A 21,743-nucleotide genomic window follows, 5' to 3' on the forward strand; every position below is an offset into this window, starting at 1 on the left:
GATGCCGGCGCAACTGCTCCACCTCATGGAACGAACCCTCGTCGAGCAACAGGGCGATGCGCTCACGCGCCGTCAGCTTGCCCTTGGCGTGCTGCCGGTCGGTGGCGGCCGGGTCCGGGCCGTGCCGGGCCTCGTCCTTGATCAGCCGGAGTTCCTCCAGGCGCTCGTACAGCGTCCATTCGGTACGCCGGGCCGGAGTCGTGTCGGTTACGGACATCGGTGCGTCACTCTCCTCTGGATGGTTTCTCGACCCGGGCCCGACCGTCTCTCAAGCCGCTGAGCCCGGCGAGCAGCCCGGCCACGGCGACGGCGGTGACGAGCAGGAACGCCGCGCGGTCGTCGGACCGGCCGACGGCCAGCGCCGCGGCCAGGGCCGGCACGACGACGGCGGCGATCTGCACGGCACTCTGGTAGAGACCGACGGCGGCCGCCCGGTCGACGGCGGCCAGCCGGGAGGTGGCCTGGGTGTTCAGCGCGGCGAAGGCCAGCACGAACCCCGCGCCGACCAGCAGCAGGGCCGGCAGTACGTCGGTGACGTAACGCTCCGGGACCGGGTGGCGCAGGCAGAGCGCCGCGCCCAGGACCGGGCCCAGCGCCCCCAGCGCGATCAGCCGGGCGGTGCCGTAACGGGCGATCAGCTTCCGGGACAGCAGTGCCGTGACGGCCAGTGGCACGCTGGCGGGCAGGAGTGCCAGGGCGGTGCGCGGCGGGGACCAGCCGAGGCCGGTCTGCAGCCGGGCCGTCAGGATCAGCAGCAGCCCCAGGTTCACGCCGTTCAGCGCGGCGGCCCCGGCCATCGAGCGCAGCAGCGTGCGGTTGCGCAGCAGCCGGCCCTGGATCAGCGGCCGGGGCGCGGTGCGCTCCGCGGCGACGAGGAGCGCGCCCAGCACCACGGCCAGCGTCAGCGGGCCGGCCGCGCGCGCGTCGAGCCAGCCGTGGGCCGGCACCGAGACGATGCCCTGCACCAGGCACACCAGGGCCCCGGTCAGGGCGAGTGCCCCGGGCGCGTCGAAGTGGCGCGGGGTGCCCGGGGGCGGGGCGGAGGGCGCGGGGCCGCGCGGGATCAGGCGTACGGCGAAGGCGAACAGGATCAGGACGATCGGGGCCGGGAAGGCTACGGTCCAGCGCCAGCTGACCGCGGTCAGCAGACCCGACAGCACCAGACCCGCGGCGAACCCGGAACCGCCGAAGAGGGTGTAGACGGACACCGCGCGCTCGCGGCTCCGCCCGGCCGGGAACTCCGAGGCGATGATCGCGAGGCCGGTGGGCGCGGTCAGCGCGGCGAAGAAGCCCTTCAGTATCCGGGTGGCCACCAGCACGGCGGGTTCGTCGGTCAGCCCGCCCGCCAGGGACGCCGCGGCGAAGCCGAGCAGCGCCCACAGATAGACGCGGCGCCGGCCGAGCAGTTCCACGAGCCGGCCGCCGAAGAGGATGAGCCCGCCGAAGCCGACGGCGAAGCCGGTGATCAGCCACTGCGCCCCGGTCAGCGGCAGGCCGAGCGCCTTGCCCGCCGCCGGCATGGCCACGATCATGGCCGACACTTCGAGGGCGTCGATGAGCATGTTCCCGGCCAGGACGAACAGCAGCCCCCACAGCCGGGGGCTCCACCGCTCCCCTCCGGCGGGCGGGGAGCCGAAGGAATCCTGAGTGCGTGTCATGGGCATCGTCCGAGCTCCTTCACTCCGTCCGGCTCCCGTTCCGTCCCTGCCTCCGCTCAGCCCAGGAGGGTGCCTCCGGTGGCGTCGAGGAACGCCCCGGTGACCCAGCGGGCGTCGTCGCTCGCCAGGAACGCCACCACGTCGGCGACGTCCCTCGGCTCGCCCACCCGGCCGAACGCCGACAGCTGCCCCATCTGCTCGACGGCCTCCGGGATGTCGAAGACCGGGTTGTCGTTGCGCGTGATGCCGGGCGCGACGCTGTTGATGGTGATGCCGCGCGGCGCGAGGTACTTCGCGAAGTGCAGCGCCAGCTGCTCGACGGCGCCCTTCGTCATCGCGTAGGCGATCTCCTCCGGGTTGGCGAAGTGGGTCAGCCCGGACGTGATGTTGATGACCCGGCCGCCGTCGGTCAGGTTCTTCAGGGCCCGCTGGATCGCGAAGAACGGTGCCTTGGCGTTGACGGCGAAGAGCCGGTCGAACTGCTCGGGTGTCGTGGCGTCGGCCGCGACCCCGCCGCCCATGATCCCGGCGTTGTTGACGAGGATGTCCAGGTCGACGGTGCCGGTGCGTTCCTTCAGGCCCTGCTCCAGGCCGAGGAAGAGTTCGTGGACGTCGCCGGGCACGCCCAGCTCCGCCCGGACGGCGAAGGCCCTGCCGCCGTCCTTCTCGATCGTGGCGACGACGTCGTCCGCCGCCCGGCCGCCGCTGGAGCTGTGTACGACGACGAGTGCGCCTTCCCTGGCCAGCCGCAGGGCGATGGCCCGGCCGATGCCCCGGCTGGAACCGGTCACCAGCGCCGTCTTGCCCGTGAACCTGTTCATACCTGCGTCTCTCCCATGTGAGGTGGTGTGTGAGGGTGCGCCGACGGCCGGGCCCCCGGGTGCGGCCGGGGGCGGGGACTGGGTGCGGGCGGGGGTGCGATGCGGCGTGCGGGTGAGGTCGTACGCGGTCCCGCTCGCCGCCGGTTCGCCGAACCAGCGCCGCAGGGCCGCGCCGAGCCCGGCCGCCTCCACCGCGCCGCTGCCGCCCCGTGACCGCTCCTCGTCGGCCCACACGACGTATCCGTCCGGCCGGATCAGCACGGTGGCCCCCGGGTCCGGGACGGCCGTCGGCGTACCGTCCGTGACGAGGTCGACCCGGTCGCTCCAGGGGGCCAGGGCCCGCCTCAGCCCGGCCGCCCCGTCCGGTGCGTCGGTGTGCGGCCGCAGCAGGCCCCGGGAGCCGTGCCCCTGGTGGCCGTGGGCCAGGCGGCGGCCCAGGAGTTCGTGGGTGCCGGGGCCGGTGTCGTACCGGATGTCGAGGCCGGAGATCATCGCGGCGAGGTGGGCGCGCACCGGTTCCCGCCGTACGAGTTCGGCGACGACCTCCCGTACCGCCTCCACCTCGGCGCCGCCCAGGAGCAGCAGGGCCTGGGCCCTGATGTTGCCGAGGGCCCGGGAGCCCACCGCGTGCCGCTCCGTGTGGTAGCTGTCGAGCAGGCCTTCGGGGGCCCGCCCGGTCACCTGGAGGGCGAGTTTCCAGCCGAGGTTGGCGGCGTCCTGGAGCCCGAGGTTGAGGGCCTGGCCGCCGATGGGCATCTGCTGGTGGGCGGCGTCGCCCGCGAACAGCACCCGCCCCTGCCGGTAGTGGGCCACCTGCCGGGCGGCGTCCGCGAAGGAGTTCACCCACAGGGCGTCGCCGTGCCCGATGTCCTCGCCGGTGACCCGCTGCCAGAGGTCGCGGATCTCGGCGAATCCGGGCGCCCCGGACCGCTCCCGGGCCGGGGCGCCGAACTCGTGCGCCATCACCCGGGTCACGCCCTGCGGGTTGCGGGCCGCGATGGCCAGTCCTCGGGGCAGCCGCTGGAAGCGCCGGGCGGGGATGTCGATGCCGGCGACGTCGGCGCGGATCAGCTCCCGGCGTGCGGGCTCGCCGGGGAAGGCCGCTCCGGTCAGCCGGCGGACGGTGCTGTCCTCGCCGTCGCACGCGACGAGGTACCGGGCGCTGACCGGTCCTCGCGGGCCCGCCGTCTCGGCCGTCACATGGTCCGGGTGTGCGGTCAGCCCGGTCACCTCGTGGCCGGGCCGCAGGTCGGCGCCCAGGGACAGCGCCCACTCGCGCAGGGCGGCCTCGGTGCTGGTCTGCGGGATCTTCCACTGCCCCGGATACGGGGACGGCAGGGTCAGGTCGAGCGGGATGCCGCCGAAGTGGCCCATGACGTCGTTGGGCAGGGGCCCCAGCCGGTCCAGGAGGCCGCGGCTGTCGAGGATCTCCATCGTGCGGGCGTGCAGCGTGGACGCCCGCGACTCCGTTCCGGGCTCCGCCCGGCGCTCCAGCACCACCACCTCCGCCCCGCCGAGCCTGAGTTCGCCCGCGAGGAGCAGCCCGACCGGTCCCGCTCCGACGACGACGACATCGCAGTCCAGGGCGGCCACGGTCAGCTCTTGCTCTCGGCGTGGCTGTTGCTCTCGGCGTACTCCTTGGCGTGACCGAGCGTGGCGCGGCTGTTGGTGCTCAGGGCGCCGTGCACATAGGCGCGGGCGTCCTCGACCGTCGCCTCCTCGCCCAGGACGCGGGCGATGTTGGCCGTGTTGAGCACCACGGTGTGCTGGGAGACGGCGGTGACGCCGCCGTCGTCCTCCTCGGTGAAGGTCCAGCAGCCGGTGTGCAGGGTCATGAGCGCGGGCAGCGTGATCTGCTTGTACGCGATCTTCTGGTGCGGGAAGGCCACCCGGTAGGACTTGGTGGTGTGCACGGAGCCGTCCCGGGCACGGGTGTCCATCTCCAGGGTCTGGAGCCCGGGAGCGTCCTCGCCGAAGCGGACGGAGGCCACGTGCGGCAGCCGCTCGGCCCACAGACCGGCTTCGTTGATGAAGTCGAAGGCGTCCTTGGCCGGTCCGTCGATCCGCACGCTGTCCTCGAAGGAGAAGGTCAGTTCCTTCGACGCGTGCGCGAGTTCGACGTTGGTCCTGAGCGCGGCCAGTTCCGAGCGGGAGTTGCGGTCGACGGCCTCCTCGATCCACTTCAGGCCGTCCGGGTCGTCGTCGATGGCCCGGTAGTCGTGCAGGAGCCGGATGCGGGAGTCCCCGCCGGGGAGCGGTTCGATGATCCAGGTGCCGCCCATGGCCGCGACCGGCGGGGTGGAGACCTCCTGGCGGAATTCGATGCGCAGCCCCTCGGGGTCGAGGGTGCGGCGGGACGTCCAGTTCTTCGCGGCGCCGTTGGCGGTGGCCCAGATCCGGATGCGCTCGTCGGTGCCGGTCCGTTCGGCGACGTCGACGTGGATGGTGGGCGGGAATATCCGTGGCCAGTTCTCCACCTCCGCGATCAGGCGGTAGACGTCGGCCGCGGGCGCGGCCACGGTGATCTCGTGCTCGACGTGCTGGGTCGTCATGACGTGTCTCCTAGCGAGGGTTGCTCGGGAGGGATCAGAAGTTGCCGAGTCCGCCGCAGACGTTGAGTGCCTGGGCCGTGATCGATGCCGCGGTGTCCGAGGTCAGGTAGCCGACGAGGCCGGCCACTTCCTCGGGGGTCGAGTAGCGGCCGAGCGGGATCTTCGCGGAGAAGCGCTTCATGATCGCGGCCTCGTCGGTGTCGTACGCCGCCGCGTAGCCCTGGCGCACCCGCTGGGCCATGGGGGTCTCGACGTAGCCGGGGCAGACGGCGTTGACGGTGATGCCGGTCGGGGCGAGTTCGTTGCCGAGTGCCTTGGTGAAGCCGACCACGCCGTGCTTGGAGGCCGAGTAGGGCGCTCCGAGGACGACGCCCTGCTTGCCGGCGGTGGAGGCGATGTTGATGACGCGGCCCCGGCTCTTGTCCCGCATGCCGCCCGCGTTCAGCACGGCGCGGGTCATCCGGAAGACGCTGTTGAGGTTGGTGTCGATGACATCGGCCCACAGCTCGTCGTCGATGTCGGCGGTGACGCCGCCGCCGCTGCGGCCCGCGTTGTTCACCAGGACGTCGATGGTGCCGTAGCGCTGCACGGCGGCGCGCACGAACTCCTCGACGCCCTCCGGGGACCGGACGTCGAGCGTCGCGCCGTCGACGTCGAGGCCCTCCTCCCGCAGCTCCTTGACGGTGGAGGCCACGTTCTCGGCGTTGCGGGCCCCGATGTAGACCCGGTGGCCCTGGCCGGCCAGCAGCCGGGCGACGGCGAGACCGATTCCGCTGGTGGCGCCGGTGACGACGGCGACCCTGGTGTCCTGAGTGTCCTGTGACATGGCTGCTCCCGTGAACGGTGGATGAGGTGCGTGCGATACGCGAGATGTGCGGCGGGGGTCAGGCCGCGGCGTCGTCGGCCAGGTGCTCGTTGACGGCTCCGACCAGGGCGCGCGGGGTCGTCGCGTCGGCCAGGATGGAGTCGGAGATCGTGATGCCGTAGGTGCGTTCGATCCGGCTGCTGGTCTCCAGCAGTGCCAGGGAGTCGTAGCCGAGGTCCTCGAACTCCTGGTCCAGGATGTCGGTGTCGAGGTCCACGTCCTCCGCGGCGCCGGAGCCTTCGAGCAGGATTCGCTTGAGGTCCTCGATCGTGAACGGCTGAGTGCTCACCGTCTGTCCTGCCTTCCTTCTGGGGGTTCGTGCCGGTTGTGTACGGGCGAGAGGTCGTGCCGTGTCCGGCCGGATCAGCCGGTGGGGGCGGTGCGCAGCAGCACCGCGGAGTTGAAGCCGCCGTGGCCGCGGGCCAGCACCAGCGCGGTGTTCACCCGGGCGGGCCGGGCGTCGCCGGTGACGAGGTCGAGGCCGAGGGCCGGGTCGGGTTCGGTGTGGGTGCTGGGCGGGATCAGCCCGGACTCCATCGCCAGCAGCGCGGTGGCAAGGTCGAGCGGTGCCGCCCCGGAGTAGAGGCGGCCGGTCATCGTCTTCGGTGCGGTGACGGGGACCGCTCGCGGCCCGAAGACCGTGTTGATCGCGTCGGCCTCGGCCCGGTCCAGTTCCGGTACGGCCGCCGCGTCGGCGAAGACCACGTCGACGTCGCCGGACGCGGTGCCGGCGTCGGCCAGGGCCAGTTCGATCGCCTTGCGCAGGCCGGGTTCGGCGCCGCTGCCGGGCTTCGGGTCGAACGTGGCGCCGTATCCGGCGACCTCGCCGTAGATCCGGGCGCCGCGGCGGCGCGCCTTGTCGGCCTGTTCCAGGATGAGCATCGCGCCGCCCTCGCCCGCGACGTGGCCGGTGGCCCGGGGGTCGAACGGCAGGTAGGCGCGGGCGGGGTCCTCGACGGTGCTCAGGCGTCCGCTCGCGAGCTGGGCGACCCAGCCCCAGGGGCAGACGGAGGCGTCGATGCTGCCGGAGACGATCATGCCGGTGCCCTTGCGGATCTGGCGGCGCGCGTGTGCGACGGCGTCGAGGCCGCCCGCCTGGTCGCTCACCAGGACACCGCTGGGTCCCTTCATCCCGTTGCGGATGGAGATCTGGCCGCTGTTGACGGCGTAGAACCAGGCGAAGGACTGGTAGGCGCTGACGTGCTGGCTGCCCTTGCTCCACAGCTTCCGCAGTTCGTTCTGGCCGAACTCGAAGCCGCCCGACGAGCTGGCCGTGACGACGCCCATCTCGAAGCCCTCGGCCTCCTGGGGCTTGATTCCGGCGTCGGCCAGGGCCCAGTCGGTGGCGACCAGGGCGAGCCTGGTCATCCGGTCCGTCTGCGGGAGCAGCCGGCTCGGCAGGTGTTCCTTCGCGTCGAAGCCGGGTACCTCGCCGGCCAGCTTCGCCGGGTAGCCCGAGCCGTCGAACCGGGTGAGGGGGCCGATTCCGCTCCGCCCCTCGCGGGTGGCCTCCCAGAAGTCCTCCTTGCCCAGGCCGTTGGGGGCGGCGACGCCCAGACCGGTGATCACGACCGATGTCGTCATCGCGTGCTCCCTTCGACCCGCGCCAGCACCATGGCGCTCTGGAATCCGCCGAATCCGCTGCCCACGGTGAGCACCGTGTCCGTGCGGTGGTCCCGCGCGGTGAGCGGCACGTAGTCGAGGTCGCACTCGGGGTCGGCTGTGTGCAGGTTGGCCGTGGGGGGAACGACGTTGTTCTCCATGGCCAGGGCGCAGGCGGCGATCTCGATGGATCCGATCGCGCCCAGCGAGTGCCCCACCATCGACTTGATGGAGCTGACCGGGGTGCGGTAGGCGTGGTCGCCGAGACTCTTCTTGAACGCGGCGGTCTCGTGCCGGTCGTTCTGCTTGGTGCCGGAGCCGTGCGCGTTGATGTAGTCGATGCGGTCACCGGTAATCCGGGCCTCGTCCAGGGCCACCCTGATGGCCTCGGCCATCTCCTCGCCGTCGGGGCGCAGCCCGGTCATGTGGAAGGCGTTGCAGCGGGAGGCGTAGCCGGAGATCTCGGCGTAGATGTGCGCGCCGCGCCGCCGGGCGCTCTCCAGTTCCTCCAGGACGAACACGGCGGACCCCTCGCCCAGGACGAATCCGTTGCGGGTGCCGTCGAAGGGCCGGGAGGCCTGCTCCGGGGCGTCGTCGCGCGGGGTGGTCGCCTTGATCGCGTCGAAGCACGCCATCGTGATCGGGGAGATCGGGGCGTCGGAGGCTCCGGCGATCATGACGTCCACCGAGCCCTCGCGCAGCAGCTCGACGGCGTATCCGACGGAGTCCAGGCCGGAGGTGCAGCCGGTGGACACGACGGTGCTGGGTCCCTGTGCGCCCACGGCCCAGGCGACTTCGGCGGCGAAGGAGCTGGGGACGAAGTAGTTGTAGAGGTGGGGGATGGCGTACTCGTGGTCGACCAGGTCCAGCCGGCCCTCGTCGCTGACGACTCGGTACTCCTCGTCGAGCCCCATGGTCGCGCCGACCGCGCTGCCGATCGTGACGCCGAGCCGGTACGGGTCCATGGCGCCCACGTCGAGGCCGCTGTCGGCGACCGCTTCCCGGGTGGCGACGATCGCGAGCTGCGCCGCCCGGTCCATGCGCCGGATCTCCTGGGGGCTCAGGCCGCTCGCCTCGGCGTCGAAGTCGATCTCGGCGGCCACCCGGGACCGGAACGGTGCGGGGTCGAAGAAGGTGATGCCGCGGGTGGCGGTGCGGCCTTCGCTGAGCAGGCTCCAGAAGTCCTTGACCCCGACGCCGCCGGGGGCGAGGACGCCGATGCCGGTGATGACCACCCTGCGCCGGGTCACGCGGAACCGTCCCAGTGGTAGAAGCGGGTCGCCATCGCGTCGGCGGGCGAGCGCCAGGTGGCGGGGTCGTACGCCTCGATGAACGGCTTGAGGTCGTCGCTGATGGCGATGAACCGGGGGTCGGTCTTGGCCTGTTCGATCAGCCGGCCGCCGTTGTCCTCGTCGAATTCCTGGAGGTGGAAGTACAGGCCGCGGTAGGAGAACAGCTGGCGGCGCCGGGTGCCCATGAGGTGCGGCATCTCCGTCTTGTCGAAGGCCTCGAACAGACCGGCTACATCGGGTCCGGAACCCGGGTCCATCCGCGCGACGATCAAGGTGCTGTGCATGGTCTCTTCTCTCTTCTCTGGGGTGTACGGGGGTCAGAGCGCCGGTCCGAACCAGCGCTCCAGGGCCATCGGGAGGTCGCTGTGGCTTCCCGGTGCGGCCCAGGCCACGTAGCCGTCGGGGCGGATGAGAATGGCGGTGGTGCCGTCCAGTGATCCGTCGTCCGGCAGGGCCTTCGGTTCGGCGGTCACCACGTCCACGCGGTCCGTCCAGCCGGCCGCGCGGCGGCGCAGTTCGGCGTTGTCCGTGAGGTCGAGGAGGACGCCGCGGGCGCCGTGCAGGGCCTCGGTGCTGCTGCCGGGGCTGGTGATGCCGGTCAGTCGCAGGTCCGGCATCCGGCGGCCGAGCAGGGGGTGGGTGCCGGCGGCGATGCCGTAGCGGATCTCCAGTCCGCTGACCATGGCGGCCAGGTGGCGGCTGACCGGTTCGTAGGCGATGAGTTCCTTGAAGACGTCCCGCAGGGGCTGGACCTCGGCGCCGCTGAGGAACAGCAGGCCCTGGGCCCGGGTGTTCATCAGGAGGCGCTTGCCCACGGGGTGGCGCTCGTCGTGGTAGGTGTCCAGGAACGCGTCGTCCATCCGGCCCCGGACGACGGCCGCGAGCTTCCAGCCGAGGTTGACGGCGTCCTGGATGCTGGTGTTCATGCCCTGGCCGCCGGCCGGCAGGTGGATGTGCGCGGAGTCGCCGGCCAGCAGGATGCGGCCCTGCCGGTAGTGGGTGGCCTGGCGGGTGGCATCCCCGAAGGAGCTGACCCAGACCGGTTCGCCGTGCGAGATGTCGTCCCCGGTCAGCCGCTTCCAGGCGGCGGCCACCTCGTCGTACGACGGCGGGGTCTCGCGCCGCTGGGGCGGTGTTCCGCGCTCGCACACGATCAGCCGGGTGATGCCGCCCGGGAGCGGTCCCACCATGACCATGCCGCCGGGCAGTGTCTCGCCGATCATGCGGGGCGACAGGTCGAGCCCCTTCACGTCGGCGAGGAACATCTCCATCGTCGAGGCGGTGCCGGGGAATTCGAATCCGGCTTCCTTGCGGACCAGGCTGCGCCCGCCGTCGCATCCCACGAGGTAGGGCGCGGTCAGCCGGTGGACGCCTTCGGGGCCGCGTACCTCCGCCTCGACGTGGTCGCCGGCGTCCTTGACGGAGAGCAGTTCGTGGCTGCGCCGTATGTCGCCGCCGAGGGAGGTGACCCACTCCTCCAGCACGGTTTCGGTGTGTGACTGGGGGATGGTCTTGGCGGCCTGGTGGGCGCCGTCCAGGATGGAGAAGTCGATCGGCAGGCCGCCGAAGTGCCCCTGGTCGCTGACCTCGATGTCACCGAACCGGGAGAGCAGACCGCGCTGGTCGAAGACCTCCATCGTGCGGGCGGTGAAGCCCAGTCCCCGTGATTCCCCGGTCCGCCGGGCGAGCTTTTCGAGGACGACGACGTCGACCCCGGCCAGCCGCAGTTCACCGGCGAGCATCATTCCGGCCGGTCCGGCTCCGACGACGATCACTTGAGTGTCCATGCACCCTCCTTGTTCGGTCCTGCGCGGGACGATCCGGAAAAGACGAACGGCCCAGGTCCGAGGACCTGGGCCGTTCCGGGAAGCCGAGAAGTCAGCGGGTCACGGCACCCGCGAGGACGTACCTCTTGCCGCCTATGCCGCGGACGCCGGGCATCGTGATGGCCTCCAGGCACTCCTTGGGGCGGCTGCTCTTCATGAAGCCCACGTGGGCGTCCTCGTCGACCCACTCGGCCCAGTTGAGGACGCGGGTGCCGTCGAGGCTGATGTGGAAGTGGGAGGCGACCAGGCCGGGGAACGGGGTGCCGAGCGGCCCGTCGATGAGGTTGTCGATCGAGCGCCGCTGCCGGTCCCGGCCGTCCACGTCGAAGACGGGGGGCACCAGCATGGTGGGGACGCTGCCGGGTTCCAGGACCCGGCCCCGGTAGAGCTTGTAGCGGACCGGCTCGGTGGTGTTCTCGTCCGGTTCGCCGAGGCCGCCCTCCCGTACGAACGCGCGGTAGGCGTCGTCGGAGGTCCACTGGGCGTACGTGAGCACGTTCTCGCCCTCGGTGCTGGTGAAGACGCTCACGGAGAGGAAGCCCTCGGGCAGCGAACCGTTTCTGTACGGCGCCAGGACCCGTTCCGCCTCCGCGCGCTGGTGTCCGGGGCCCCCGACGTACAGCGGGGTCACGAGCGCGACTCCGGTATCCGTGCGGGCGACGTCCGGAAAGGGACTGGGGGCATCGGCCATGGGCTTCTCCTTCGTGCCGTCACTGTCGGACCGTCATCGCTGCCGGGCCGTCAACCATGATGGCAAAAGCCGGAGTCCAATGATCCGATTTGTACCCTGTCAGCCATTCATCAGGAGCCGATGGCGCGATACAGGTGGTAGCGGGTGAAGCCGATGGGGCGGACGCCCGGGGTCCGGGTGGCCAGGCGCAGCGACCGGTGCCGGGTGGCGCCCTCCAGGAACGCGATGTGCTCCTCGTCGCTCGTCCACTCGGCGAAGTTGATGACGCGGGTGCCGTCGATGCTGAGGTGGAAGTGGGAGGCGATCAGTCCGCGCTGGTCGGTACGGGGTGACTTCTCGATGTTCTCCGTGACGGAGGAGACGATGTGCTCCTGGCGTTCGCGGCCGTCGACGTCGAAGCTGGCGATGACCACCGAGGCCGCCGGGCCGGTCCCGGGGGCGAGCGGCACGCTCCGGTGCAGGCGGTACTCGACCGGCTCGACCCGTGCGGCCGGCGAGGGAAGGGCGCGGATGAAGGGCCGGTAGCCGTCGGGGTGCGCGCACTGGGCGTACGTCATCGCGGTGAAGTCGTCGCTGCCCGTGCTCAGGTAGCAGGAGAAGGAGAGGATGTCCGCGGGCCGGGACGCCTCTTCCCAGGCGTCCGCGATCTCGTCGAGAACGGCGCGGCCCTGCTCCTGACCGGCCACGTGCCAGTAGGTCATGAAGACGGCGTGCGCGTCCCCGCGGTCGATGACGGGTGCGGCCGCCTGCTGGGTCCGGGTCCTGGTCATGGTCGTCTCCTGTCTCGTGGGGTGGCCGGGCTCAGCCGGTGGGCTCGCCGAAGCAGTGGTGCAGGGCGGTGGAGAGGTCGCCGGATCCGGCCACCCAGGCCACGTAGCCGTCGGGGCGCACCAGTACGGCGTCGGCGTCGACCGTCTCGCCGGCCGGCCCGGTGGCGTGGGGGCGGGCGGCGCGGACGACGTCCACCCGGGGCGCCCAGCGGGCGGCGGTGCGCGCGGGTGCGGGGTCGGTGCCCAGGGACAGCAGTACGCCGCGGGCGGGGTGGAGCAGCCGGGTGCTGCGGGTCTTCTCCCCGTCGTCCAGCACCAGCGGGATGTCCGGCAGCCGCCGCCCGAGCAGCGGGTGGTCGCCGGGTCCGACGTCGTAGCGGATCTCCAGGCCGCTGACGAGCCCCGCCAGCAGCAGTGCGGCCTCCTCGCCGCCGAAGACCTGGGTGAGGACGTCGCGCAGGGGCTGCATCTCGGGTCCGCCGAGGAACAGTGAGGCCTGGGCCCGGGTGTTGCGCAGCAGTTCGGCGCCGACCGGGTGGCGTTCCGCGTGGTAGCTGTCCAGGAGTGTTCCGGGTACGCGGCCGGTGACGACGGCGCCCAGTTTCCAGCCGAGGTTGACGGCGTCCTGGATGCTGACGTTCATGCCCTGGCCGCTGGCGGGCAGGTGGACGTGCGCGGCGTCCCCGGCGAGCATGACCCGGCCCTTGCGGTACTCGGACGCCTGCCGGGCCGCGTCCCCGAAGGAGCTGACCCAGACGGGTGTGGCGCCGGTGATGTCGTCGCCGCTGACCCGTTTCCAGGCGTCGGCCACTTCGCTGAAGGCCGGGGGCCCGGTGCGTTCCCGCGGTGCCCTGCCGTGCTCGGAGACGACGATCCGGACCATTCCGCCGCCCAGGGGTGCGGCGAGCAGCATGCCTCCGGGGCGGCGCTCCCCGGACCATTTCGGCGGGAGCCGGAGGTCCTTCACATCGGCGAGCAGCAGTTCGGCGGTGGCGTCGGTGCCGGGGAAGTCGAAGCCGCCGGCCCGGCGGACGGTGCTGCGGCCGCCGTCGCACCCGACGAGGTAGGACGCGGTCAGCCCGACCTCGCCGTCGGGGCCGTCGGCCCACACCTCGACCCGGTCGCCGTTGTCGGTGAAGCGGGTCAGCCGGTGGCCGCGCCGGATGTCGGCGCCGAGCTCCGCCGCCCACTCCCCCAGCGCGGCGACGGTACGGGCCTGGGAGATGCCGGTGACACTGGCGTGGCGTCCGTCGCCGACCGCGAAGTCGACCGGGACGCTGCCGAAGTGGCCGCCGGGGGAACGTTTCAGCTCACCGAACCTCGGCAGCAGCCCGCGCTGGTCGAACACCTCCAGGGTGCGGGCGGTGAATCCCATGCCGCGCGACTCGGCGGTCGGCCGGCTCTCCTGTTCCAGGACCACGACCTCGGCGCCGGCCAGCCGTAGTTCGGCGGCCAGCATGAGCCCCGCGGGCCCCGCTCCTGCCACGACGACGTCGGTGTCCCGCTGTGCGGACTGCCCCTGCATGCCGTCTCACCCCTTGCTCTCGTGTGCGTTCTCGCGTGCGGCCGCGCCGGGGCCCTTCTCGGTGACGGTGATCGCGCCGGTCGGGCAGCAGTCGGCGATGGACCGCAGCAGCTCCGTCCGTTCGTCGCCTCCGTCGCCGGGCAGCGGCACGGCGAGTCCTTCGTCGTCCAGGAGGAACAGGTCCGGTGCCATCGACTCGCACAGCCCCGTCCCGAGGCACAGCGTGCGGTCGATGCGGGCGGAGGCGCTCATGACGGCCGCCCGGGGCCGTTGGGGGCACGCATGTCAGGCCTCCTGGGATGCCCGCGCGGCGGCCTTCGGCGATGCGGCGACGGGCAGCGCGACCAGGCGGCGGATCGCCCAGTTGTCGATGTACCGCACGGAGTCCCGGGGCGCGTCGAGGACCAGTTCCGGGAAGCGGTCGATGAGGGCGGGGATGGCGATGGCGCCCTCCAGACGGGCCAGCGCCGCGCCCAGGCAGTTGTGCAGCCCGTGCCCGAAGCCGACGTGCCGGTGGCCCTGGCGCCCGAGGTCCAGGAGCTCGGGCCGTTCGAAGCGGCGCGGGTCGCGGTTGGCCGCCAGGAGTCCGACGATCACCGGGGCCCCTGCGGGCAGGACGGTGCCGGCGAGTTCCACCTCCTGTGTGGTGACCCGGAACAGGGCGGTGCTCAGCGCCCCGTCGTAGCGCAGGAGTTCCTCGACGGCCGGTTCGGCCAGCTCGGGCCGGGCCCGCAGCAGCTCGGCCTGGCCGGGGTGGTCGAGCAGCGAGAGGACGGCGTTGCCGATGAAGCCGCGCACGGTGTCGCTGCCGCCCATGATGATGGCGGCGACGAGGCCGATCAGCTCGTCCTCGGTCAGCTCCTCGTCGTCGTCCACGCCCCGGATCAGGGCGGAGGTCAGGTCGTCGGCGGGCTTGCTGCGCTTGTCGGCGACCAGTTCGGCCGCGTACTCGCAGATCCTGCCGAACGCCTCGGGCACCTTGTGCATGAGCGCGGGGTCGGACGGGAACGCCTCGTTGAGCGCGCTGACCAGTTCGCGGTGGCGTTCGATGCGCATGCCGAGGATCTCGCCCAGGACGCCGGCGGACACCTCGCCCGCGTAGTCGTCCATGACGTCGAAGGTGTCGCGGCGCGCGCAGTCGGCGAGGACCCGGTCGACCTGTTCCTGGACGGTCGTGCGCCACTGTTCCACCCGCCGGGTGGTGAAGGCGCCCATCGCCCGCCGCCGCAGCTTGGTGTGGTGGGGCGGGTCGACCACGGAGATGCCACGCCCCAGGATGGTGCCCTCGGCGGCGACCAGACCGGCGGCCCGGAACTCGTCGTTGGCCCAGGTGGAGGCCTCCGCGCTGTAGCGCTGGTCGGCGAGTACGGCCTTGACGTCGTCGTAGCGGGTCACGAGCCAGGTTCTTACGTCGCCGGCCGGGAAGCGGAACTCGTGGACCGGGGAGTTCTCCCGCAGCCAGGCGAGGGTGGTGTGCGGGTCCTGGTAGTAGGCGGGTGAGAACAGGGCGGCGGGTGGTTGCGCCGGTGTCGGCGTCGACAGCGTCATGGCTGGTCCTCTCCGGGGGCGGGCTGCGGGGTCAGAGCGCGTTCCAGACATCGGCCGAGGGCGCGAAGAAGCCGCGCAGCGGGGGCGGGAAGACCCCGGCGTCGGCGGCGGTCCCGACGAGCCGGTGCACGTAGCGGGCCAGCCGCTCGACGCCCGCGGCTCCCAGGGCCTCGTAGGGGCGGCGGTCGAGCCGGGTCGTCTCCGCCTCCACTTCGTCCCTGAGCGCCGTACCGCGCGGGGTGATCCTGCCCTCCGCGTCGACCAGTCCGCGGTCGGCGAGGCGCTCCCGTCCGGCCGACCACTCGGCCTCCGTCCAGCCGCGCATGGGCATGACGATCTCCTTGGCCATGCCGTGGCTGCTGGCGCAGTCGATCACGAGCGAGTCGACGCCGGTCAGTTCGAAGTGGCCGAGTACGGCGACGTGTCCGTCGCCCCGGTGCTCGCGCAGCATCGTCGCCGCGTGCCACAGGGCCGTGTGCGGGCGTTCCGGCAGGTCGAGCGCGGCGTTCGCCGCGTACAGCGGGCGTCCGGGCAGCGCACCCGCCTCGGCCGCGGCGGTCGCGAGCTTCGCCGCCTCCGACAGCTCCGCGGAGCGCACGGTCTCGGCCCCCAGCAGGCGTTCGAGGGCGGCGGCGACGGCGTTCTCGCGGGCCCGCAGGGCCTGTCCGGGCGATATGAGATCCCAGAGCGCGGGAATTCTTTCGGCGACGAGACGGGGGGCGAAGGAGTTGAATACAGCAGTCACCACAGCGGGGTCCACGATGCCCAGTGCGGACGCGCGGCCGGCAAGGTAGACGCTCGAATGATCATCGATGCCGAACGGTCCGACTTCGGTGGCCAAATCGCTTGTGAAATAGGGAATTGAATGAAGCGCGTTCACTGCCTGAGCGCAATGACGCGCGTATCCGTGATTTCTGTCCTGCTGATCCATGAAGCCCTCAAGGCTGGGTGTCGTGGTCGGCATGAAAACCGCTGGAGTCTGGCATGAATACCGCTTGAGCGAATGCAGACGGGCACGCAATAAGGTGCGCCGGAAGAGAAGGAAGCCGCCGTGCGGAAGACGCGGGCGGCAATAAGGAAGCGGAGCCTTGCGCCGGCTGCCCTGGATCGGACACCGATCCGGATTTGCGCAGACCAGTGGCCCGCGAGAAGTGTGACAGTTGCCCGTGACAGATGTCAACAACAGTTTTCCGGCGGGCCGGTTGGTTGATCTGTAGCGAGTCCCGAGGGAAGTGATGCGACGCACACGAGGCCTTCTTGACACGTCCGACTCGGCGGGCGCGACAATTGATGGGCATATGGCCGACACCGTACCGGCGAAGTAAATGCCCTCTTCGCCCGATTTGGTTATGGCGTGATTACTCCCACGCCCACATGGGGACATCTCAGCAAGGTGACGAGCCGGAAGGCATGGGCACGTTCCGGCCGCCACGAGGACGCCGACCGTAAGAACAGGACGCTCGGTCTACAGGGGATGCGAGGCCAAAATCGTGCAGCATCAGCAGGATTACTCGGAAGCATCACAACGATCCAAGAGTCATCACTACGCACCCGAAGCGGAATCGTCGCTGGATTCTCCGGCGGAAAGACTGAGCGCAAAGTTGCGGGACGTCAAAGAGGTCTACCGGGACAGCGAGGAGGAGCTGGCCGTCCTGAGCGGAGGGCCGGTGGAGCGTGTCAGCGGCACCCAGCCGGTGGGCCTGCGCCTCGACGACCGGATGCTGACGCTGCGTTCGCAGGTCACCGATCTCCTGTGCTCCTGGGCCGGGCTCGTGGTCTCCGAGCGCGGGCTTCCGCCCGTGCCCGGTACGGAGGTCCCGACGCTCCTCCGCTTCCTGGCCGGCCACGTCCGGTGGCTGGCCGAACACCCGGCGGCCCAGGACCTGGACGCCGAACTGACCGCACTCCTCGAATCGGCACGCTCACTGCTCGGCCCCCGGTCCTACGAGGTCTCCCTCGGCCTGTGCTGCCACAGCGGCTGTACGGCCCGGCTGCACGCCACGCTGTCGGGCACCCGTGACTCGGTCTACTCCCAGGTGGCCTGCGACGCCGGGCACACGGTGCCGCCCAGGGAGTGGCTGCTGCTGTCCGGACGGACCCGGCAGGACACCGACCGGACGGGCGGTGGGGCGTGACGGCCGAAGGACGCCGGCGCACCGTACCGACCGAACTGGCCGCACTGGCCGCGGGCGTCAGCCCGGCCACCATCCGCAAGTGGGTGAGCCGGGGGAAGATCACCCGCTTCGGCAGCCCGCAGCGCGCCGAATACGATCTGGACGAGCTGTACGAGCTCCTGTCCCGCTCCCCCAGGCGCCCGCGCGGCGACTGATCCGGCGGCGCGGCAACGACCGGGAAGCACGGATCCGGCCCCGGTGCGGTCATGACCGGACGGCCCACGCCGAGGTCACGGCCACGGCCTGCGACGGGGTGAGACGGGGGTCGCAGAACGAGGTGTAGCGCTCGCCGACGGAGGTCAGATCGGCCTCGGTGTCGGCGCATTCGGTGACGTCGTCGGGCGTCGTCTCCAGGTGCAGGCCACCGGGGACGCCGCCCGCGTCGCGTACGGCCACCACGAAGCGGGAGACCTCCTGCGCGACGGTCTCCACGATCCGGGTCTTGTGGCCGCCGGGCGCGGTGACGGTATTGCCGTGCACCGGGTCGGTGAGCCAGATGGCGGGGTGTCCGGCCTCGCGCACCGCCTCGACCAGACGCGGCAGCCGGCCGGCGACCTTGTCGGCGCCCATCCGGGCGATCAGGGTGAGCCGGCCCGGTTCGCGCCAGGCGTCGAGCCGCTCGCACAGGGCCACCAGCTCCCCGGGCTCCATGGTGGGGCCCACCTTGCAGGCCACCGGGTTGGCGACCTGGGACAGCATGGCGACGTGCGCGCCGTCGAGCTGACGGGTGCGCTCACCGATCCACGGCCAGTGCGTGGAGCCGAGGAAGAGCCGCCCCTCGTCGTCGGTGCGCAGCAGGGGCATCTCGTAGTCGAGCAGCAGCGCCTCGTGGCTCGTCCACACCTGAGGGCCCACCGCGTGGTGGCCGGCGCCGCGCTCGCGCCAGCCCAGGTGTTCGACGGCGTCGCCCGCGGCCATGTAGCCGGTGAGGATGCGCAGCGGGTCGAGCCGGCGGCTCTCGGGGTCCGCCTCGGGTCCGTTGACCATGTGACCGCGGAACACGGGGAGTTCGAGGCCGCCGACGACCTCGGTGGGCTGGGACCGGGGCTTGGCGAACTGCCCCGCGATGCGGCCCGCGCGCAGTACGGGCCTGCCGGAGATCAGTCCGAGGACTCCGGCGAGCAGGTCGAGCACAGCCACCTTCCGGGCGACGTGTTCGGGCCCGCACTGCTGGGGGTCCTCGGCGCAGTCGCCGGACTGCACCACCAGGGCCCTGCCCGAGGCCACGGTGGACAGCAGCGTCCGCAGGGTGCCCACGTCGTCGGGCCGTACGAGGGCGGGGCGCGCCGCGAGTGTCTCCCTGACCCGGTTCAGCTGGAGCAGATCGGTCCATGCGGGCTGTTGCAGTGCGCCGCGGACGCTGATCTCACGGATCACGTCCTTCACGACGTCCTTCATTGCGTACTCCGATCCAACGGTGCTCTCGCTCGTGTCAGGGGACGTCGTCAAGCCGGGATGCCCGTACGCCTGACCTCGGGAGGTAGTCGAGGGGTCATCGGGAGTATCGGGCAAGCGACTTGAGACCCGGTCGAGTTCCTGTCGTGATCGGCACGCGGCGCACCGGGGGCGTCAGTCGATGCCGCGTACGACGTGCGGCTCGGCCATGTCGTCCTCGTCGATGCCCGCGAGCAGCAGCGGCGGGACGGTGCGGAGACCTGTCCTGAGGGTCTTCGCGGGCCCGCGAAGACCCTCAGGACAGGTCCCAGGGGTGAATTGCGCCGCCTCGTGGACGAACAGAGCGTCCTGTTCCTTGGTGTCGTGCACGTGGTCCTCCGCTCTCAGCAGGTCGGTGGAGCGTCAGCGGTGGAGCATCTCCACGCGCCGTCCGCTCCTCGAACCGGTCACGGCGCGGTGGATCTCGGGCGCCGCCGTCGACCGGTTGAGCGTGATGTAGTGCAGTCCTGGTGCGCCTTCGGCGAGCAGCCGCTCGGCCATGGCGGTGGCGTACTCGACGCCGATGCGGTATCCGTGCGCCGGGTTGTCACGGGCGGCGTTCAGGCGGTGTGCCAGGTCCTCGGGGAAGGCCGCGCCGCTCAGTTCCGCGAAGCGGCTGATCTGGCGGGCGTCGGTGGCGGGCATGATCTCGGGGATGATCGGGATGTCGCAGCCGGCGGCGGCGACCCGGTCGCGCAGTCGCAGATAGTCCTCGACGTGGAAGAACATCTGGGTCAGGGCGTAGTCGGCGCCGGCCCGGCACTTGGCGACGAAGTGCCTGATGTCGCTCTCCCAGTCGGGCGAGCGGGGGTGCCGTTCGGGGAAGGCCGCCACCCCGATGCTGAAGTCGCCCAGTTCCCGGACGAGCGAGACCAGTTCGTGGGCGTGCCGGAAGCCGTCGGGGTGCGGGATCCACGGTGCGTTCGGATCGCCAGGCGGGTCCCCGCGCAGGACGAGGACGTCGCGTACGCCCGCGTCGGCGTACTGGCCGATGATGTGGCGCAGCTGCGCCACGGAGTGGCCGACCGCGGTGAGGTGGGCGACCGGGCGCAGCGTCGTTTCGGCGACGATCCGTTTGGTCACCTCGATGGTGCGGTCGCGTGAGGAGCCGCCCGCTCCGTAGGTGACGGAGACGAAGTCGGGTGCGATGCGTTCGATCCGGCGGATCGCCTGCCACAGGCCGTACATGCCGGCTTCGGTCTTCGGTGGGAAGAACTCGAAGGAGAACGAGGGGTCGGGCCGGGCGAGGGTGTCACGCAGCGTTGTCACGTCCGGCCTCTCCGGCCTTGATGGTTCCGGTCACCGCCATCAGCACGGGGACTCCTTCCATCGCTTCGGATCCTCCACCATGCGGCCCCTCGCACGAGGGTCCCTCGTGAAACGCTCGAACCCGCGTGGAGGCGGCGGCCCCGCAGCTCAAGATCAACTTCTGTGAGAGCCGTTCTCCCGGACGGCGCCATGACGTGGAAACCGGCCGTCAGAGCCTCTGACGGCCCCTGCCGAGGCCGGACCGTGGAGCACCTTCGAGCGTCCCCGCTGCGGACTGGACCACCACTCCCCCGCCCGGAGCGGGGTGGCGCACATCAGGCCCTGCGTCTCTCCCCCGTACGAATCGGACACGCGCCGCCGTGCCGAAGCGCCCCTCGGCACCACGATGCGCCCTTCGCGAGGGGCGGTGGACCAGTGCCCGTCCGAGGGGGACATCCGCTGGTCGGGGGCGCTTCGACCGCCCCCGTCGGGTGGTGCGGTTCCGGGGCCCGAGAGGGGGCGAGGCTCGGGTGAGGTACGTGGTGCGGCCTGCTCCGGGCCCGCGCGGCCGCTGCTGTCGCTCGATGCTCGGCGAGGGTCCTGGGGCCGTTGCTCCTGAGTGATGCGGTTGCTGCCGGCCGGCCTGTATCGGTACCGACGAGCGGATTGAGGTCGAGCGTCATCGAATGCGGACGGCCGGCACGTCGTTGCGGACGCGGGGGCACGGCTCGCTCTCGGACCCCTCCGCCGAACGCCGACCGCTTGACGGGCGGACACCTCTCGTGCGGCACGTATCCGTTGCTGGTCGTGCGATGTGGAGTCCCCGGCGTACGTCATGCCCGCGCGGTACATCCGTCGATGGACCGCCCCTTGTCGGCGTCCGAGTGACACATTGTGGGGGCCGGGAGAGGTCTCGAATGGGAGGGCGCGCTCGGCCGTTGATCCTGCACTGGCCGGAGCACGGACCGCCTTGTTTCAGGGGTCCTGGGGGTGCGTGAGCGTCATGGGTGGATCGCTAGGAGAGGTCTTCCGGTGGGGGAATCGGTGCTCGGGGTCTGGCGATACGTGGAGCCTGGGCACCGTCCCGTGGGGCTCGTGCTGCCGCGCGTACGGTGCATGATGGCGGGGCTCTGTGGGGGCAGGTGATACACCATGGGGTGGGTCGGATGAGTCCTCAAGGGGAGAGCTTGCGAGTGTGCTGTTCAGATTGGGGACGTCCGGGGTGCGTGATGGTGGTGCCTTGGTTCTCGCCACAGCTGTGACCTGATGACCGAGGGCACGGAGGCGGTGTCGCTGATTCCCGGAGGCCGGAAGGGGAACCCGAGGCGTGGGCCTTCTACTGCGTCACGGGCCTGGGGAGTAAGCAACTCAACGAGGGCCATGACCATGCCTCAACCTCGTGGTTGCATCCTCCTACCACTCCCCCGACAGGTCATGGACTGGTGGCGATGCCTGCTTCTCTCGGATGACCGTCCCGGTGGACCGTCTTGCCAGAAGGCGGCCTCCGGCGGTGAGTCAAGAGCGAGCGAGTGAGGCTGATGTATGAAGGCATCCACCGGCCGATGTTTCCGAACGGTGGTATCTCTTCAGCCAGGCATGCATCTCCTCTGCCCCTCGTTCATGCAAGTTCAGAAGGTGCTAGTGGTGGTGCGGAATCAGCGCTAGAGTGCATAGGTCAGAGCGGTGAAAATGGCCACTGACCTGGGAAAACAAACAACACTGCAAACATCGGTGCAA

21 protein-coding genes are annotated in these 21,743 nt (G+C 71.3%); 2 read left to right on the plus strand and 19 right to left on the minus strand.

Going from position 1 to position 21,743, the window contains the following annotated elements; genetic code table 11:
* The 16 genes from B082_RS36555 to B082_RS36560 all read right to left on the minus strand — a co-directional run.
* Nucleotides 1-217 (minus strand): carboxyl transferase domain-containing protein (locus tag B082_RS36555; protein ID WP_037710839.1); only part of this gene is annotated, 217 nt, incomplete at its 3' end.
* Between the two features lie 7 nt (nt 218-224).
* Nucleotides 225-1,658, minus strand: a complete 1,434-nt coding sequence (locus B082_RS0124545) for an MFS transporter (RefSeq protein ID WP_199783850.1) — start codon at nt 1,656-1,658, stop codon at nt 225-227.
* A 56-nt stretch (nt 1,659-1,714) separates the two neighbouring features.
* Entirely contained in the window at nt 1,715-4,072 is a 2,358-nt protein-coding gene (locus tag B082_RS0124550) for an SDR family oxidoreductase (RefSeq protein WP_018554448.1), read from the minus strand.
* Nucleotides 4,073-4,074: 2 nt separating this feature from the next.
* Nucleotides 4,075-5,031, minus strand: coding sequence for an aromatase/cyclase (locus B082_RS0124555; RefSeq protein ID WP_018554449.1), 957 nt, complete (start codon nt 5,029-5,031; stop codon nt 4,075-4,077).
* 34 nt (nt 5,032-5,065) lie between these two features.
* Nucleotides 5,066-5,857 (minus strand): 3-oxoacyl-ACP reductase FabG, encoded by a 792-nt coding sequence (fabG, locus tag B082_RS0124560; protein WP_018554450.1) that lies wholly within the window; start codon nt 5,855-5,857, stop codon nt 5,066-5,068.
* A 58-nt stretch (nt 5,858-5,915) separates the two neighbouring features.
* Nucleotides 5,916-6,185 carry an acyl carrier protein gene (locus tag B082_RS0124565; RefSeq protein ID WP_018554451.1) on the minus strand — a complete coding sequence of 90 codons (270 nt, stop codon included), beginning with the start codon at nt 6,183-6,185 and terminating at the stop codon, nt 5,916-5,918.
* A 74-nt stretch (nt 6,186-6,259) separates the two neighbouring features.
* Complete coding sequence (locus B082_RS0124570; protein WP_018554452.1) at nt 6,260-7,480, minus strand: ketosynthase chain-length factor; 1,221 nt, start codon at nt 7,478-7,480, stop codon at nt 6,260-6,262.
* Nucleotides 7,477-8,748: a beta-ketoacyl-[acyl-carrier-protein] synthase family protein gene (locus B082_RS0124575; RefSeq protein ID WP_018554453.1), complete on the minus strand. Its 1,272-nt coding sequence runs from the start codon at nt 8,746-8,748 to the stop codon at nt 7,477-7,479. Before B082_RS0124575 ends, B082_RS0124570 begins: the two co-directional genes overlap by 4 nt.
* The gene (locus B082_RS0124580; protein WP_018554454.1) at nt 8,745-9,074 is read right to left on the minus strand and encodes a TcmI family type II polyketide cyclase; all 330 of its coding nucleotides are present in this window, start codon (nt 9,072-9,074) and stop codon (nt 8,745-8,747) included. The genes B082_RS0124575 and B082_RS0124580 overlap by 4 nt, the downstream gene beginning before the upstream one ends.
* A gap of 33 nt (nt 9,075-9,107) precedes the next feature.
* The gene (locus tag B082_RS0124585; RefSeq protein WP_026250160.1) at nt 9,108-10,577 is read right to left on the minus strand and encodes an FAD-dependent monooxygenase; all 1,470 of its coding nucleotides are present in this window, start codon (nt 10,575-10,577) and stop codon (nt 9,108-9,110) included.
* 91 nt (nt 10,578-10,668) lie between these two features.
* Nucleotides 10,669-11,307, minus strand: coding sequence for an antibiotic biosynthesis monooxygenase (locus tag B082_RS0124590; protein WP_018554456.1), 639 nt, complete (start codon nt 11,305-11,307; stop codon nt 10,669-10,671).
* 110 nt (nt 11,308-11,417) lie between these two features.
* Nucleotides 11,418-12,077 carry an antibiotic biosynthesis monooxygenase gene (locus B082_RS0124595; RefSeq protein WP_018554457.1) on the minus strand — a complete coding sequence of 220 codons (660 nt, stop codon included), beginning with the start codon at nt 12,075-12,077 and terminating at the stop codon, nt 11,418-11,420.
* A gap of 31 nt (nt 12,078-12,108) precedes the next feature.
* Nucleotides 12,109-13,602 carry an FAD-dependent monooxygenase gene (locus B082_RS0124600; protein WP_018554458.1) on the minus strand — a complete coding sequence of 498 codons (1,494 nt, stop codon included), beginning with the start codon at nt 13,600-13,602 and terminating at the stop codon, nt 12,109-12,111.
* A 6-nt stretch (nt 13,603-13,608) separates the two neighbouring features.
* Nucleotides 13,609-13,854 carry a ferredoxin gene (locus B082_RS0124605; protein ID WP_018554459.1) on the minus strand — a complete coding sequence of 82 codons (246 nt, stop codon included), beginning with the start codon at nt 13,852-13,854 and terminating at the stop codon, nt 13,609-13,611.
* 33 nt (nt 13,855-13,887) lie between these two features.
* A complete protein-coding gene (locus B082_RS0124610; protein WP_018554460.1) occupies nt 13,888-15,150 on the minus strand; it encodes a cytochrome P450 in 1,263 nt (420 codons plus the stop codon).
* A gap of 31 nt (nt 15,151-15,181) precedes the next feature.
* Complete coding sequence (locus tag B082_RS36560; protein ID WP_051094684.1) at nt 15,182-16,081, minus strand: SCO6745 family protein; 900 nt, start codon at nt 16,079-16,081, stop codon at nt 15,182-15,184.
* A 670-nt stretch (nt 16,082-16,751) separates the two neighbouring features.
* Between B082_RS36560 and B082_RS36565 the strand changes: the two genes are divergently transcribed.
* Both B082_RS36565 and B082_RS0124625 read left to right on the plus strand, forming a co-directional pair.
* A complete protein-coding gene (locus tag B082_RS36565; protein WP_018554462.1) occupies nt 16,752-17,285 on the plus strand; it encodes a hypothetical protein in 534 nt (177 codons plus the stop codon).
* Nucleotides 17,282-17,479 (plus strand): hypothetical protein, encoded by a 198-nt coding sequence (locus tag B082_RS0124625; RefSeq protein ID WP_018554463.1) that lies wholly within the window; start codon nt 17,282-17,284, stop codon nt 17,477-17,479. Before B082_RS36565 ends, B082_RS0124625 begins: the two co-directional genes overlap by 4 nt.
* A gap of 49 nt (nt 17,480-17,528) precedes the next feature.
* Here B082_RS0124625 and B082_RS0124630 read toward each other — a convergent pair whose 3' ends face one another.
* The 3 genes from B082_RS0124630 to metF all read right to left on the minus strand — a co-directional run bounded on the left by B082_RS0124630 (nt 17,529) and on the right by metF (nt 20,027).
* Nucleotides 17,529-18,722 carry a 3-deoxy-7-phosphoheptulonate synthase gene (locus B082_RS0124630; RefSeq protein WP_018554464.1) on the minus strand — a complete coding sequence of 398 codons (1,194 nt, stop codon included), beginning with the start codon at nt 18,720-18,722 and terminating at the stop codon, nt 17,529-17,531.
* A gap of 171 nt (nt 18,723-18,893) precedes the next feature.
* The gene (locus B082_RS0124635) at nt 18,894-19,088 is read right to left on the minus strand and encodes a hypothetical protein (protein WP_018554465.1); all 195 of its coding nucleotides are present in this window, start codon (nt 19,086-19,088) and stop codon (nt 18,894-18,896) included.
* Nucleotides 19,089-19,121: 33 nt separating this feature from the next.
* Nucleotides 19,122-20,027 carry a methylenetetrahydrofolate reductase [NAD(P)H] gene (gene metF, locus B082_RS0124640; protein ID WP_018554466.1) on the minus strand — a complete coding sequence of 302 codons (906 nt, stop codon included), beginning with the start codon at nt 20,025-20,027 and terminating at the stop codon, nt 19,122-19,124.
* Between the last annotated feature and the right edge of the window lie 1,716 nt (nt 20,028-21,743).

Origin of the sequence: Streptomyces sp. ATexAB-D23 (assembly GCF_000373645.1) — a bacterium.
GTDB classification, from domain to species: domain Bacteria; phylum Actinomycetota; class Actinomycetes; order Streptomycetales; family Streptomycetaceae; genus Streptomyces; species Streptomyces castrisilvae.